The following is a 12,924-nucleotide window of genomic DNA, read 5'->3' as shown; positions in this document are numbered from 1 at the left end:
GTGAGGGCAACGCGGGACCTGGGGACTGCGGAGGATCGGGAGCTGTGGGCAAGAGAAGGCGCGTCGCCGAGCGCAAGAAGAATCAGCCGCTGGTGATCGGAGGACTGATCGCCCTCGTCGGCGTGGTCGGGGCCGTCGGCGCCTACAGCCTGCTCAGCGGTGGTGCCGCGGCCGACGACGGCAAGGCGTTCAAGGGCATCCTCAGGCCCGCGAAGACCGGCCCACCGTCCGCGTCCGAGGTCCGTACGACGGCCGCGGCGTTCCTCACCGCCTGGCAGAAGGGCGACGTGGCGAAGGCGGCGGCCGCCACGGACGACACGTCCGCCGCGACCCAGACCCTGACGGGCTACAGCAAGGACGCGCACATCACGGGCGTGACCCTCACCCGCGGCACGCCCTCCGGCGCCTCCGTCCCCTTCTCCGTCAAGGCGACGGTGTCCTACCAGGGCAAGAGCAAGCCGCTGGCGTACGCGTCGAAGCTGACGGTCGTGCGCCGGGCCAAGGACGGCGCGCCGCTCGTGCGGTGGCAGCCGTCCGTGGTGCACCCCGACCTCACCGAGGGGGACCGACTGGTCACCGGCGAGGCCGGGACGCCCCCCATCAAGGCCCTGGACCGGGACGGCGGCGAGCTGACGACGGCCAAATACCCCTCCCTCGGCACGGTCCTGGACGGCCTGCGGGAGAAGTACGGGAAGAAGGCCGGCGGCAAGGCGGGCATCGAGCTGCGGATCGTGCGCAAGGCGGCGGCCAAGGGCACCCAGAAGACACCCGACAAGACGCTGGTGACGCTGAGCGAGGGCACGCCGGGCACAGTGAAGACGACGCTGAGCCCCGCGCTCCAGGCGAAGGCGGAACAGGAGGTGACGACGAAGGACAAGGCGTCCGTGGTCGTCATGCGCCCGTCGACGGGCGAGATCCTGGCGGTCGCGAACTCCAGCCACGGTTTCAACGTGGCGTTCCAGGGCTCTCTCGCGCCGGGCTCGACGATGAAGATCGTGACGTCGACGCTGCTGTTCGAGAAGAACCTGGCGCACGTGGACAAGCCGCACCCCTGCCCCAAGTACGTGACGTACGGCGGCTGGAAGTTCCAGAACGACGACAAGTTCGAGATCAAGAACGGCACGTTCAAGGCGAGCTTCGCGCGGTCCTGCAACACGGCCTTCATCAGCCAGGCGGAGAAACTGCACGACGCCGACCTCACCCAGGTCGCACAGCAGATCTACGGCCTGAGCATGAACAACTGGGCCATCGGCGTACCGTCCTTCGACGGCACGGTCCCGGTGCAGAGCGCGGCCCAGATGGCGGCGTCCCTGATCGGCCAGGGCGGCGTCCGCATGAACCCGCTGAACATGGCCTCGGTGGTCTCGACGGCCAAGACGGGCGTCTTCCACCAGCCGTACCTGGTCTCGCCCACGGTGGACAACCGCACGCTGGCGAAGGCGACCCGCACGATGTCGGCGTCGACCCAGGCCCAGCTGAAGGAAGTCCTGCAGTACACGGCGGCGGCAGGCACGGCCGCACAGGCGATGGCGGGCCTCGGCCCGGACTACGGCGCCAAGACCGGCTCGGCCGAGGTCGACGGCCAGAAGCAGCCCAACGGCTGGTTCACGGCCTGGAAGGGCGACCTGGCCGCGGCGGGCGTGGTCCAGGCGGGCGGCCACGGCGGCGACTCGGCGGGACCGATCGTGGCGGCGTTGCTGCGCGCGGGAAGCTGAGCGGGACCGACACGCACCGGGCGGGCCCGTCCACACGGGCCCGCCCGGTTCATGCTCACGACGGGGGGCGACCGTCCCCGACGTGAGTCCTGCTAGGCCTGGGGCACCGGCCGTACCACCGGCGCTCCCGCCGTGTACGTACGCCGCAGGAACCGCAGCAGCGCCTTCGACTCCAGCTGCACCACCTCGACGCCCTGCTTGGAGTGGAACTCCATCACTGCCTGGACCCGGCCGCAGGGCCAGATTCTGACGTCACCCGTGCTCGCGGGGGCGCGCAGGCCTTCTTCCAGGAGGTCCCGCGAGAATGCCCACTCGTGCGGGCCGGGCAGGCCGATGCGGACGGAGCGCGGATCGGCGTCGGGGTCATAGCGCAGAACGATGGGGACGGCGTCCGGAGCGTCCGGGGAGTCCGTGACCACATGGGCTCGAGCGTACTGTTCCACTACTGTCATCGGATTGCTCCTCACGCTGCGTCACCCACGCAAAAGGTGAATCCGCCACTCCTCTAATGTCGCATATTTGGACAAAAGGGGCTTTCGATGCGAGCTCGTCGTATCGACGTTCGCCTGGCTCTTGCAAAGGGTTCGCAATAAGCCGCTATCCTCCTACGGTGCATGTACCCGACGGATTCATCAACGCACCCACGTCCGCCGTGACCGGTGTCATAGCCGCGGGCGCCCTGGCGGTCAGCCTCCGGGGTGCCCGGCGTGAACTCGACGAACGCACCGCGCCGCTCGCCGGCCTGGTGGCCGCGTTCATCTTCGCCGTCCAGATGCTGAACTTCCCGGTCGCCGCGGGCACCAGCGGACATCTGCTGGGCGGGGCGCTGGCCGCCATCCTCGTGGGCCCCTACACCGGGGTGCTGTGCGTGTCCGTCGTCCTGCTCATGCAGGGCATCCTGTTCGCCGACGGCGGCCTGACCGCCCTCGGCGTCAACATCACCGACATGGCGATCGTCACGACCGTCGTCGCCTACGCCGTCTTCCGTGGGCTGGTCCGAGTCCTTCCGCGCACGCGCCGCTCGGTCACCGTGGCCTCCTTCGTCGCCGCGCTGGTCTCCGTACCGGCCGCCGCCGTCGTCTTCACCGCGATCTACGCGGTCGGCGGCACCACCGACGTCTCCATCGGCAAGGTCGCCACCGCGATGATCGGCGTCCACGTCCTCATCGGCATCGGCGAGGCCGTCATCACCGCCCTGACCGTGGGAGCCGTCATCGCCGTACGCCCGGACCTCGTCCACGGCGCCCGGGGTCTGCAGCAGCGTCTGAAGCTGCGCGTCGGCGGCGAACTGGTCGACGCGCCCGCCGCCGAGCCCGTGCCCGTCGCGACCCGTTCCCACCGGGGGATGTGGATCACCGGTCTCGTCACCTCCCTCGTCCTCGCCGGATTCGTCAGCTTCTACGCCTCCGCCAACCCGGACGGCCTGGAGAAGGTCGCCACGGACCAGGGGATCAGCCAGAAGGCGAAGCCGCACGCGGCCTCCGACTCCCCGCTCGCCGGCTACGGCGTCAAGGACATCGGCGATGCCCGCCTCTCCGGCGGTCTCGCGGGCGTGATCGGCGTCGGGGTCACCGTCGTCGCGGGCAGCGCGGTCTTCTGGACCGTCCGCCGGCGCCGCAGCGGCGACACCACCTCGGTGGCCTGACATGGGTGCGGGCCACGCACACCGGCTGTACCGGCACGGGCACTCGCCCGTGCACGCACTGCCCCCGCACACCAAGCTCGCCGCCGTCTTCGCCTTCGTGGTCGTCGTGGTGTCCACGCCGCGCGAGGCGATGTGGGCGTTCGCGCTGTACGCCGTCCTCCTCGCCGGGGTCGCGCACACGGCCCGCGTACCGGCCGGTTTCCTGCTCCGACGTCTGCTGATCGAGGTCCCCTTCGTCGCGTTCGCGGTGCTCATGCCGTTCGTGGCGGAGGGCGAGCGGATCGACGTCCTCGGTCTCTCGCTCAGTGTCAACGGGCTGTGGGGCGCCTGGAACGTGCTGGCCAAGGGCACGCTCGGCGTCGCCGCCTCCGTCCTGCTCGCCGCCACCACCGAACTGCGCGAACTGCTCCTCGGGCTGCAGCGCCTCAAGCTCCCGCCCCTCCTGGTGCAGATCGCCACGTTCATGATCCGCTACGGGGACGTGATCACCGACGAAATGCGGCGGATGCGGATCGCCCGGGAGTCCCGCGGCTTCGAGGCCCGGGGGCTGCGCCACTGGGGCGTGCTCGCCAAGTCCGCGGGCGCGCTCTTCATCCGCACCTACGAGCGCGGCGAGCGGGTCCATCTGGCCATGGTGAGCCGGGGCTACACCGGTTCGATGCCGGTCATCGACGAGGTGACGGCGTCCCGCGCCCAGTGGTCCTACGCGCTCGCCCTGCCCTCCGCCGCACTCATCGTCTGCCTGCTGGGATGGACCCTGTGACACCTTCGCTGGAAGTGACCGGACTGGCCTTCGCCTACCCCGACGGCCACCAGGCCCTGTTCGGCGTCGATTTCACCGTCGCGCGCGGCGAACGGGTCGCGCTCCTCGGGCCGAACGGTGCCGGGAAGACCACCCTCGTGCTCCATCTCAACGGCATCCTGACCGGCGGCACGGGCACGGTGAAGGTCGCCGGACTGCCCGTCGGCAAGCGGCACATGGCCGAGATCCGGCGCAGGGTGGGCATCGTCTTCCAGGACCCGGACGACCAGCTCTTCATGCCCACGGCGCGCGAGGACGTGGCCTTCGGGCCCGCGACGGCTGGCCTGAAGGGCGCCGAGCTGGAGGACCGTGTGGACCGCGCCCTCGAACAGGTGGGGATGGCCGCCTTCAAGGACCGTCCGCCGCACCACCTCTCCTTCGGCCAGCGCCGCCGGGTGGCGGTGGCCACCGTCCTGGCCATGGAGCCGGAGATCCTCGTCCTCGACGAACCGTCCTCGAACCTCGACCCCGCCTCGCGGCGTGAACTCGCCGACATCCTGCGGTCCCTGGACGTCACGGTCCTGATGGTCACGCACGACCTGCCGTATGCGCTGGAGTTGTGCCCGCGCTCGCTGATCCTCAGCGAAGGCGTGATCGCGGCGGACGGGAAGACGGGCGAACTCCTCGCCGACGACGCGCTCATGCGCGCCCACCGTCTGGAGCTCCCCTTCGGCTTCGATCCCCGTTCGGTGCCTGCCGACACGGCCCGTCCATGACAATGGGCGTGTGACGAACGAAGAGGACGCCGCGTCGCTGCTGCTGGACGACCAGCTGTGCTTCGCGCTGTACGCGGCCCAGCGCGCCGTCACGGCGGCGTACCGTCCACTCCTCGACGAACTCGGCATCACCTACCCGCAGTACCTCGTCCTGCTGGTGCTCTGGGAACGCGGCGAGACCACCGTCAAGGAACTGGCCGCGGCCCTGCGGCTCGACTACGGCACCGTCTCGCCGCTGCTCAAACGGCTCGAGTCGGCCGGCCTGGTGCACCGGGAACGGTCGGCGCACGACGAGCGCTCGGTGCTCGTCGCGCTCTCCCGGCGGGGTGAACAGCTGCGGGAGGGCGCGGGGCACGTCCCGCACACCCTGCTGTCGGCGACCGGACTGGGCACAGGCGAGGCGGCCCGACTGCGCGAGGAGCTGTGGCGGCTGGCGAAGAAGGCGGAGGCCGCCGCGGACCGCGCCCGCTGACCGCTGACCGCAGACCGCAGACCGCAGACCGCAGACCGCAGACCGCAGACCGCAGACCGCAGACCGCAGACCGCTGGAAGATTCACCCCCTGGACTACCCCGTCTACCTACCGACCGGTACCTTGTGCGCGATGTACTTGCACACACTTGTGTTGCCTGTCGTTGTGTCCGTCCCGGGGGAGATCCTGCCGTGAGCGAAGGTGCCGCTGTCGACACCCGTCCGACGAAGATCATGTACGTGGCCGAGGCCACCGCGCACGGCGGCCGGGAGGGGCACGTCACCAGCCAGGACGGCCATATCGGACTGCGGGTCGCGATGCCGTCGGAGATGGGCGGCGACGGCAACGGCACCAATCCGGAGCAGCTCTTCGCGGCCGGGTACAGCTCCTGCTTCCACAACGCGCTCATCCTGGTCGGCAACCGCGCCGGCTACGACCTGACCGGCTCCACGGTCGCAGCCAAGGTCAGCATCGGCCCCAACAAGCACCGCGGCTACGGCCTCGCGGTCGCCCTGAGCGTCTCGCTGCCGGTCCTCGACCAGGAGGTGGCGGCCGAACTGGTGGACGCGGCCCACGCGGTCTGCCCGTACTCGAACGCCACACGCGGCAATATCGACGTCACCATCGTTCTGGGCTGAGGAATCCAAGGCGGGGAACCCGTGTTCTACTCGCTGTCGCAGGTCGAGTGAAGGGAACACGGGCGTGGACGTGCACGGCGTGGTGGCCGAGGGCTTCGAGCCGGTCCGGGAAGCGTTCGCGGGCAACTTCGAGACGCTCGGTGAGCGCGGGGCGGCGGTCGCCGTGTACCGGGACGGGCGCAAGGTCGTGGACCTGTGGGCCGGAACGCGGGACATCGACGGGACGGACCCCTGGGAGCGGAACACCGCCCAGATCGTGCGGTCGGCGACCAAGGGCGTGGCCGCGGCCGTGCTGCTGATGCTGAGCGAGCGCGGGGAGCTGGACCTGGACGCCCCGGTCGGCCACTACTGGCCCGAGTTCAAGGCACAGGGCAAGGAGCACACCCTGGTGCGGCATGTGCTGGCGCACCGGGCCGGCGTACCCGTCCTGGACCGTCCGCTCACCCCCGTCGAGGCCGCCGACCCTGACCTGGCCGCCACCGCGCTGGCCGCGCAAGCACCCGCCTGGGAGCCCGGCACGGACCACGGCTACCACGCACAGACGTACAGCTGGCTGACGGGCGAGCTGGTGCGCCGGGTGACGGGCCGGTCGATCGGCGAGTGGATCGCGACGGAGATCGCCGGGCCGCTGGGCCTCGACCTGTGGGTGGGTCTGCCCGAGGCCGAGGCGCACCGCGTGGGCCGGGTCGGCCCCGTCGAGGAGACCGTGCGGGACGGCGCGCTGCGCATCCGCCCCAAGCGCGCGGTCGCCGACGCGTACGCGGACCCCGACAGCCTCACCCGCCGCGCCTTCGCCGCGATCACCCCGCTGCCCGACGAGAACGACCCGGCCTACCGCGCCGCGGTCCTCCCGGCGTCGAACGGCATCGCGACGGCCGACGGCCTCGCCCGCGTCTACGCGGCGCTGACCGGCGAGGTGGACGGCATACGCCTGTTCACGCCCCGGACTCTGGAACACGCCCGTGCGGAGGCGTCCGCCGGCCCCGACCGCGTGCTAGTGGTCACCACACGCTTCGGCCTCGGCTACATGCTCCACGGCAGCGCGTCCCCGCTTCTCGCCTCCGGCTCCTTCGGCCACCCCGGCCGCGGCGGCGCCCTCGGCTTCGCCGATCCCGAGTCGGGCATCGCCTTCGGCTATGTCACCAACGGCTTCCGCAAGAGCGTGACGGCGGACCCGCGGGCGCAGGCCCTGGTGCGTGCGGTGCGGTCGTCGCTGCCGTAGCCACCGCGGCACGGGGTGATGCCCGTACGCGTGCGGCGTACGGGCATCACCGGGACGCAGTCAGTGCGTCAGCGGGCGGGACGTCCTGCCCGACGACTCGTCGATCTCTTCGTGCGCCTTCGTGAGCAACTGCATGGCGAGGTCGTTGAGCGCGCGGGCCCCTGCGATCTCCTCCCCTACACGGGGCTGATTCGAATCGGTGTGGTGACGGCTGGCATACCCGCGGGACCGTACCTCGTTCCCGTCCGGGAGCCGCACCAGCGCCGCTGCCCGCGTACGCTGCTCGTCCTCCTCGAATTCGAGTTCCACATGCCAACCGACCGCGGTGTGCATCATGACGATCACCTCCGGAACCGCTGATTCCAGGGTGCTCCTCCTCGGTGCGCCGCGCACGGTGCGGACACAGCTCACCCCACCTGGTCGCTGTCCTTGAACTCTCCCCACCCGTGCCACCGGTCGATGGTGATCCAGGCACTGACCCGGCCGCGCACCCGGTCGGGATACGGCTTGCCGATGTAGTGCTCGGAGATACGGTCGATGTCGACCTGGTCCTCGTCCTCGTGGATGTCGGTGACGCGGCCGATGAGGGTGATGTGCGTGTACCACTGGTCCTTGTCCAGGACGGTGAGGCTCACCCGCGGGTCGCGGCGCAGGTGCTGGAGGCGCACCCGGCCCTCGTCCATGTTGACCAGCACCCGGCCGTCCTCCCACAGGTACCAGGTGGGGGTGGACACGGGCGCGCCGTCGGCGCGCAGGGTGGAGATCACGCTGGGGTTGGCACGGCTCAGCATGGCTTGAGCCTCGGGGGACAGCGGTGGCTTGGACACGCGGGACTCCTCGGTCAGTGGGAGGGGGGCTCTTCGTCGAAGCTCGCGAAGTAGGCGGCGGCCATGTCCTCGTCGGCGTGACCCTGGGCGGCGGCCCGGCGGAATCGTTCGGCCGCGGCCGCGGCCACGTCGAGGCGGACGCCGCCCCGCTCGCCGGCCTGCACGATCAGACGGGCGTCCTTCTCGGCGGTCGCCACCGCGAAACTGGCCGGAGTCAGCTTGCCGTTCAGGATGAGATCGGCCTTGGCGTGCAGGTAGCCCATGTCGAGCGGGCCGCCGCCGATGAGGTCGAAGAAGTTCTGCGGATCCACCCCCAGGCCCTTGGCCAGGGCGAGCACCTCGCCGACCGCGGCGGTGGCCGCGACGACCCAGCTGTTGGCCACCAGCTTCAGCCGGGTGGCGCTGCCCGCCGCACCGTCCTCGCCGGTCCAGAGCGTACGGGCGCCGACGGCGTCGAAGACGGGGGCCACCGCGTCCCTGCTCTCGGTGGGGCCACCGGCGAGGACGGTCAACTGCCCGGCCTCCGCGGGCTGGCGGGTGCCGAGCACCGGGGCGTCGTAGAAGACGAGTCCGTGCTCCTGGGCGAAGGCGGCCAGATCGCCGACGTCCTCGATCCCCACAGTGGTCGACTGCGCCCAGACGATCCCCGAGCGCAGCCCGCCGACGGCCTCCCGCATGACCTCCTGCACGGCCCGGCCGTCGTACAGCATGGTCAGGACGACATCTGCGCCCTGTACGGCCTCGGTGGGGGTGTCGGCGACGAGCGCGCCGTCGGCGGCCAGCGGTTCGGCCTTGGCGCGGGTGCGGTTCCAGGCGCGGACGGTGTGTCCGGCGCGGACGAGGTTGCGGGCCATCGCCGCACCCATGATCCCGGTGCCCAGAACGCTCACGGTGAGCTTGTCCGTCATGACGTCAACTTCCTGATCCGTACGGTGAGTAGTGCGCCAACCATGCTCGCTCAGCCGCGCGCCTTCCCCGACATGGGGCGGACCAGTCCGCGCGAGCCGTACCCGCCGGCCGTCACGCACCGGGTCTCCGCCCGGCCGGCTTCGCGCCGGCCGGTCTGCGTCCAGACGGACCCTCCGCCGTTCGGGAGGCCGACGCCGGTGACGCCGTCGCGGCACGGCTTCCGCACCGAGGTGCTGCGTGGTCATGACGGGCGACCTCCCCTCTGGGCATCGTCGGCCGCCGCGCGATGCGCCGCCACTCGGCGTGGCACGTGCCGGATCCTCCGGCACCCGCTCCGGGCCCGGTGAGGACCGGCCGGCCGAGGTGCGCCATCGGGCCGCTCCCGGCCACCGGCGGGCCGGACGCCGCGCTCCCCGGCCCACCGAAGCGCGTCTCGGCGAAGACCGCGCGGATCTCCGCGCCGACGGTGATCGGCATGGCGAGGCACCCGAGCGGCTCCGCGCCCCGGATGGCCCAACAGCCCCCGGCGCGGGGCCCACCCCGGCGGTAGAAACGGAACGGGGCGTCGTGTTTCCGGGTGGCCGGTGAGGAGCGGGTCGAGATGCAGATCGTGGTGGACCTCAGCCGCTGTCAGGGCTATGCGCAGTGCGTGTTCCTCGCGCCGGAGGTGTTCGAGCTGCACGGCGAGGAGGCGTTGCTGTACAACCCCGATGTCCCCGACGAACAACGCGAACGCGTGCACCAGGCCGCGGCGGCGTGTCCGGTCCAGGCCATCCTGGTCGGTGAGGAGGTGGGCGCCGGTGTCCGGTGACCTCCGGGAGGGCCGGATCGTCATCGTCGGCGCGTCGCTGGCCGGGCTGCGGGCTGCCGAGGCGCTGCGCGAGAAGGGCTTCACCGGCTCCCTGACCGTCATCGGGGACGAGCCCCACCCGCCCTACGACCGTCCGCCGCTGTCCAAGCAGGTGCTGCTCGGCAAGGCGGCGGCGAACGCCACCGCGCTGCCCGTGCGCCGTGACCCGCACGCGGAGTGGCGGCTCGGGGTGCGCGCCACCGGACTGGATCTGATCGACAAGCAGGTACTGCTGGCCGACGGGAAGGCGGTGCCCTACGACCGGGTGCTGATCACCACCGGGACGCGGGCGCGGCCCTGGCCCGCCCCCCAGGAGGCCGCCCTGGACGGGGTGTTCACCCTGCGCACCAGCGAGGACGCGGGGCTGCTGGCCGAGCGGCTGGCTGCCGGGCCGCGCCGGGTGCTGGTGATCGGCGGAGGCTTCACCGGCTCGGAGATCGCATCGGCCTGCCGGGAGCGCGGCCTGGAGGTCACGGTCACCGAACGCGGCCCCGCGCCGCTGGTGGGCGCGCTCGGCGGGACGCTGGCGAAGCTCGCCGCCGCCATGCAGCGGAACCACGGCGTGGACCTGCGCTGCGGGGTCACCGTCACCGCGCTGCGCGGCAACGGCCGGTTCACCGGCGCGGACCTGTCGGACGGCAGCCGCGTCGACGCGGACGTGTGCATCGTCGCCATGGGGGCGGTCCGCAACGTCGAATGGCTGGCGGAGTCCGGGCTGGCCGCGGGCCCGCGCGGGATCGCCTGCGACGCCGGGTGCCGCGCCTTCAACATGTACGGGATCGTCACCGACGACGTCTTCGTGGCCGGCGACGTCTCCCGCTTCCCGCACCCGCTGTTCGACTACCAGATGCTGTCGCTGGAGCACTGGCGCAACGCGGTGGACCAGGCCGAGGTGGCCGCCCACAACATGGTCAATCCGGGACCGCTGCGGCGCCCGCACCTGTCGGTCCCGACGTTCTGGTCGAGCCAGTTCGGGCTCAACATCAAGTCGGTGGGCGTGCCCACCTTCTCCGACCATGTGGTCATCGCCCAGGGCTCGCTGGAGGCGCGCCGCCTGGCGATGGTCTACGGCTACCGGGGCCGCATCACCGCGGCGGTCACCGTCAACATGGCCAAGTCGCTGGAGTTCTACCAGGACCAGATCGAGACCGCCGCCCCGTTCCCGCCCGCGCCCGGCGCGTCGGACCGTCCGCTGGCGGCCGAGGTCCCGGTCCCCTCCGACGTGCCGGATCCGAGCAGGCTCTCCCACGGCCCCACCGTCGCGCTCACCGGTCATCTGCCGGACCGCCGACTGGCCCTGATGCGGCCCACCGGGTGACCCACCGCCCCGCCCGTCCACGAGGAGCCCCCATGACCGCCGACACGCTGCTGGAGCGGATCACCGACTACTCCAACCGCCCCGACCCCTACCCGCTGTACGCGGAACTCCGCGAGGCCGGTCCCGTGGTGCGGCAGCAAGACGGCAGCTATCTGGTCGGCTCTTACCACGAAATCCTCGCCCTGCTCCACAACCCGCTGATCAGCGCGGACGCCCGCAGCCTCAGCACCCCGTCCCCCGACCTGTCCGATACGGCGCCACAGCCGCCGTTCCTGCGACTCGACGATCCCGAACACCAGAGGCTGCGCTCCCTGGCCATGCGGCCGTTCGGCCCTCCGCACAGCCCCGGCCGGGTCGACGCCATGCGCGGAGAGATCACCCGGATCACCGAGGAACTGCTCTACTCTCTCCGGGACCGCGAGGAGATCGACGTCGTCGACGACTTCGCCTATCCCCTGCCCGTCACCGTCATCTGCCGGCTGCTCGGCGTGCCGCGCGAGGACGAGCCGATGTTCCGGGCATGGACCGACACGATCGTCGCGGCCGCCGACATCGGGCCCAAGGAAGACACCACCGAGCGGGACCGGACAGGCGACCAGGCCCGACGCGAGTTGGGCCAGTACCTGGTGAACCTCGCCGAACAACGCCGCGACCGGCCGGCCGGCGACCTGCTCTCCGCGTACATCAACGAACCTGACCCCGCGATGCGGCTCACCACCGAGGAACTGGCGCAGACCACCGTTCTGCTGCTCATCGCCGGGCACGAGACCACGGTCAACCTGATCACCAACGGCGTCCTCACCCTGCTGCGCCACCGCGACCAGCTGGAGCGGCTGAACCGGGAACCCGGCCTGCTCCCGCGCGCGGTGGAGGAACTGCTGCGCTACGAGCCCCCGGTCCATATGCGGGAGCGCTGTCCCCTGGCCGATGTGGACGTCGCGGGCGTCACCGTTCCCAAGGGGACGTCCGTGGTGCTCGCGCTGGCATCGGGCAATCGGGACCCGAAGCGGTTCCACGACCCGGACCGGTTCGACCCCACCCGCCCGGATAACGAGCATCTCGGCTTCGGCAGCGGCATCCACCTCTGCTACGGCGCGCCGCTCGCCCGCATCGAAGCCCAGACCGCACTCGGATCGCTGATCCCCCGTCTGGCCCCCGCGACCCTGCTCCAGGACCCACCGCCCTACCGGAGCAACGCCATGCTGCGCGGACCCCGCCACCTGCCCATCGCGCTCTGAACCACGCACCGGCCCCCGGGTGACGGGCGGCGTCAGGCGGACTGCTCGCGCACGTCCACCACCGTGCCGCCCGCGTGGGAGATCAGGGCCTCGGGGTTCATCGGGAAGACCGCGTGCGGGTTGCCTGCGGCGGCCCACACCGTGTCGTGGTCGAGCAGTGACCGATCGGCGAGCACCCGCGTCTTCGTACGGTGCCCGAAGGGCGGCACCCCGCCGATCGCGTACCCGGTGGTCTCCCGCACGAGGTCCGCCCTGGCCCGGGTCACCTCGGCGGCGCCGAGCACCTCCCGGACGCGCTCCGGGTCGACCCGGGACGCCCCGTCCATGAGGACGAGCACCGGCGAGCCGTCCGCCGTGAAGATGAGCGACTTGCAGATCTGGCCGAGCTCGCACCCGATCGCGGCGGCGGCCTCGGCTGCGGTCCGGGTCGCGTCCGGGAAGCGCCGGATCCGGCCGTGGAGCTCACCGAGCCCCAGCTCTTCGAGGGCCTCGGCGAAACGGGGGTGGGCTGCGGAGTTCGCTGCGGCGGGCGCCGTCATGACCGGCAGGCTAGCGGCCGGTCATGTGCACAGC

The 12,924-nt window shown here is 71.5% G+C and carries 15 protein-coding genes; 10 read left to right on the top strand and 5 right to left on the bottom strand.

The annotated features are described in order from the left end of the window. The first annotated feature begins 44 nt into the window (after positions 1–44). Positions 45–1,715, top strand: a complete 1,671-nt coding sequence (locus ACQEXA_RS33375) for a penicillin-binding transpeptidase domain-containing protein (protein WP_432928629.1) — start codon at positions 45–47, stop codon at positions 1,713–1,715. 92 nt (positions 1,716–1,807) lie between these two features. Here ACQEXA_RS33375 and ACQEXA_RS33370 read toward each other — a convergent pair whose 3' ends face one another. After that, a complete protein-coding gene (locus ACQEXA_RS33370; RefSeq protein WP_359404730.1) occupies positions 1,808–2,167 on the bottom strand; it encodes an SsgA family sporulation/cell division regulator in 360 nt (119 codons plus the stop codon). Between the two features lie 158 nt (positions 2,168–2,325). Here ACQEXA_RS33370 and ACQEXA_RS33365 point away from each other — a divergent pair, with 158 nt between their 5' ends. The 6 genes from ACQEXA_RS33365 to ACQEXA_RS33340 all read left to right on the top strand — a co-directional run bounded on the left by ACQEXA_RS33365 (position 2,326) and on the right by ACQEXA_RS33340 (position 7,209). After that, positions 2,326–3,360, top strand: coding sequence for an energy-coupling factor ABC transporter permease (locus ACQEXA_RS33365; protein WP_432928631.1), 1,035 nt, complete (start codon positions 2,326–2,328; stop codon positions 3,358–3,360). A gap of 1 nt (position 3,361) precedes the next feature. Further along, positions 3,362–4,123 carry a cobalt ECF transporter T component CbiQ gene (gene cbiQ, locus ACQEXA_RS33360; protein ID WP_359404724.1) on the top strand — a complete coding sequence of 254 codons (762 nt, stop codon included), beginning with the start codon at positions 3,362–3,364 and terminating at the stop codon, positions 4,121–4,123. Beyond that, the gene (locus ACQEXA_RS33355; RefSeq protein WP_432928634.1) at positions 4,111–4,878 is read left to right on the top strand and encodes an energy-coupling factor ABC transporter ATP-binding protein; all 768 of its coding nucleotides are present in this window, start codon (positions 4,111–4,113) and stop codon (positions 4,876–4,878) included. Before cbiQ ends, ACQEXA_RS33355 begins: the two co-directional genes overlap by 13 nt. Positions 4,879–4,888: 10 nt before the next feature. Further along, positions 4,889–5,350 carry a MarR family winged helix-turn-helix transcriptional regulator gene (locus ACQEXA_RS33350; protein WP_432928636.1) on the top strand — a complete coding sequence of 154 codons (462 nt, stop codon included), beginning with the start codon at positions 4,889–4,891 and terminating at the stop codon, positions 5,348–5,350. 190 nt (positions 5,351–5,540) lie between these two features. Then, positions 5,541–5,987, top strand: a complete 447-nt coding sequence (locus tag ACQEXA_RS33345) for an organic hydroperoxide resistance protein (RefSeq protein WP_432928638.1) — start codon at positions 5,541–5,543, stop codon at positions 5,985–5,987. A 64-nt stretch (positions 5,988–6,051) separates the two neighbouring features. Then, a complete protein-coding gene (locus tag ACQEXA_RS33340) occupies positions 6,052–7,209 on the top strand; it encodes a serine hydrolase domain-containing protein (protein ID WP_432928640.1) in 1,158 nt (385 codons plus the stop codon). 60 nt (positions 7,210–7,269) lie between these two features. On the opposite strand, the gene ACQEXA_RS33335 is transcribed toward ACQEXA_RS33340, so the two are convergent. The 3 genes from ACQEXA_RS33335 to ACQEXA_RS33325 form a co-directional block, all read right to left on the bottom strand. After that, positions 7,270–7,545 carry a DUF1876 domain-containing protein gene (locus ACQEXA_RS33335; protein ID WP_432928642.1) on the bottom strand — a complete coding sequence of 92 codons (276 nt, stop codon included), beginning with the start codon at positions 7,543–7,545 and terminating at the stop codon, positions 7,270–7,272. A gap of 71 nt (positions 7,546–7,616) precedes the next feature. Then, positions 7,617–8,036 carry a PPOX class F420-dependent oxidoreductase gene (locus tag ACQEXA_RS33330; protein ID WP_432928644.1) on the bottom strand — a complete coding sequence of 140 codons (420 nt, stop codon included), beginning with the start codon at positions 8,034–8,036 and terminating at the stop codon, positions 7,617–7,619. A gap of 14 nt (positions 8,037–8,050) precedes the next feature. Continuing rightward, complete coding sequence (locus ACQEXA_RS33325) at positions 8,051–8,944, bottom strand: NAD(P)-dependent oxidoreductase (RefSeq protein WP_432928646.1); 894 nt, start codon at positions 8,942–8,944, stop codon at positions 8,051–8,053. A 602-nt stretch (positions 8,945–9,546) separates the two neighbouring features. Here ACQEXA_RS33325 and ACQEXA_RS33320 point away from each other — a divergent pair. The 3 genes from ACQEXA_RS33320 to ACQEXA_RS33310 are packed head-to-tail and all read left to right on the top strand — an operon-like array spanning position 9,547 to position 12,351. Next, positions 9,547–9,756, top strand: coding sequence for a ferredoxin (locus tag ACQEXA_RS33320; protein WP_359404705.1), 210 nt, complete (start codon positions 9,547–9,549; stop codon positions 9,754–9,756). Continuing rightward, on the top strand, positions 9,746–11,113 hold the full coding sequence (locus tag ACQEXA_RS33315; RefSeq protein WP_432928648.1) for an NAD(P)/FAD-dependent oxidoreductase: 1,368 nt from the start codon (positions 9,746–9,748) through the stop codon (positions 11,111–11,113). Before ACQEXA_RS33320 ends, ACQEXA_RS33315 begins: the two co-directional genes overlap by 11 nt. Before the next feature lie 32 nt (positions 11,114–11,145). Continuing rightward, positions 11,146–12,351 carry a cytochrome P450 gene (locus tag ACQEXA_RS33310; protein WP_432928650.1) on the top strand — a complete coding sequence of 402 codons (1,206 nt, stop codon included), beginning with the start codon at positions 11,146–11,148 and terminating at the stop codon, positions 12,349–12,351. Positions 12,352–12,383: 32 nt separating this feature from the next. Here ACQEXA_RS33310 and ACQEXA_RS33305 read toward each other — a convergent pair whose 3' ends face one another. Further along, positions 12,384–12,890 (bottom strand): YbaK/EbsC family protein, encoded by a 507-nt coding sequence (locus ACQEXA_RS33305; RefSeq protein WP_432928652.1) that lies wholly within the window; start codon positions 12,888–12,890, stop codon positions 12,384–12,386. Positions 12,891–12,924 lie beyond the last annotated feature (34 nt).

This window comes from Streptomyces sp. CA-106110, from assembly GCF_050936285.1.
Classification (GTDB): domain Bacteria; phylum Actinomycetota; class Actinomycetes; order Streptomycetales; family Streptomycetaceae; genus Streptomyces.
This window is presented reverse-complemented; position numbering and strand designations above follow the sequence as displayed.

Coding starts and splice junctions, on each gene's coding strand:
- ACQEXA_RS33335 (WP_432928642.1), bottom strand. CDS start 7,545: ATGATGCACACCGCGGTCGGTTGGCATGTGGAACTCGAATTCGAGGAG.
- ACQEXA_RS33370 (WP_359404730.1), bottom strand. CDS start 2,167: ATGACAGTAGTGGAACAGTACGCTCGAGCCCATGTGGTCACGGACTCC.
- ACQEXA_RS33355 (WP_432928634.1), top strand. CDS start 4,111: ATGGACCCTGTGACACCTTCGCTGGAAGTGACCGGACTGGCCTTCGCC.
- ACQEXA_RS33320 (WP_359404705.1), top strand. CDS start 9,547: ATGCAGATCGTGGTGGACCTCAGCCGCTGTCAGGGCTATGCGCAGTGC.
- ACQEXA_RS33305 (WP_432928652.1), bottom strand. CDS start 12,890: ATGACGGCGCCCGCCGCAGCGAACTCCGCAGCCCACCCCCGTTTCGCC.
- ACQEXA_RS33310 (WP_432928650.1), top strand. CDS start 11,146: ATGACCGCCGACACGCTGCTGGAGCGGATCACCGACTACTCCAACCGC.
- cbiQ (WP_359404724.1), top strand. CDS start 3,362: ATGGGTGCGGGCCACGCACACCGGCTGTACCGGCACGGGCACTCGCCC.
- ACQEXA_RS33325 (WP_432928646.1), bottom strand. CDS start 8,944: ATGACGGACAAGCTCACCGTGAGCGTTCTGGGCACCGGGATCATGGGT.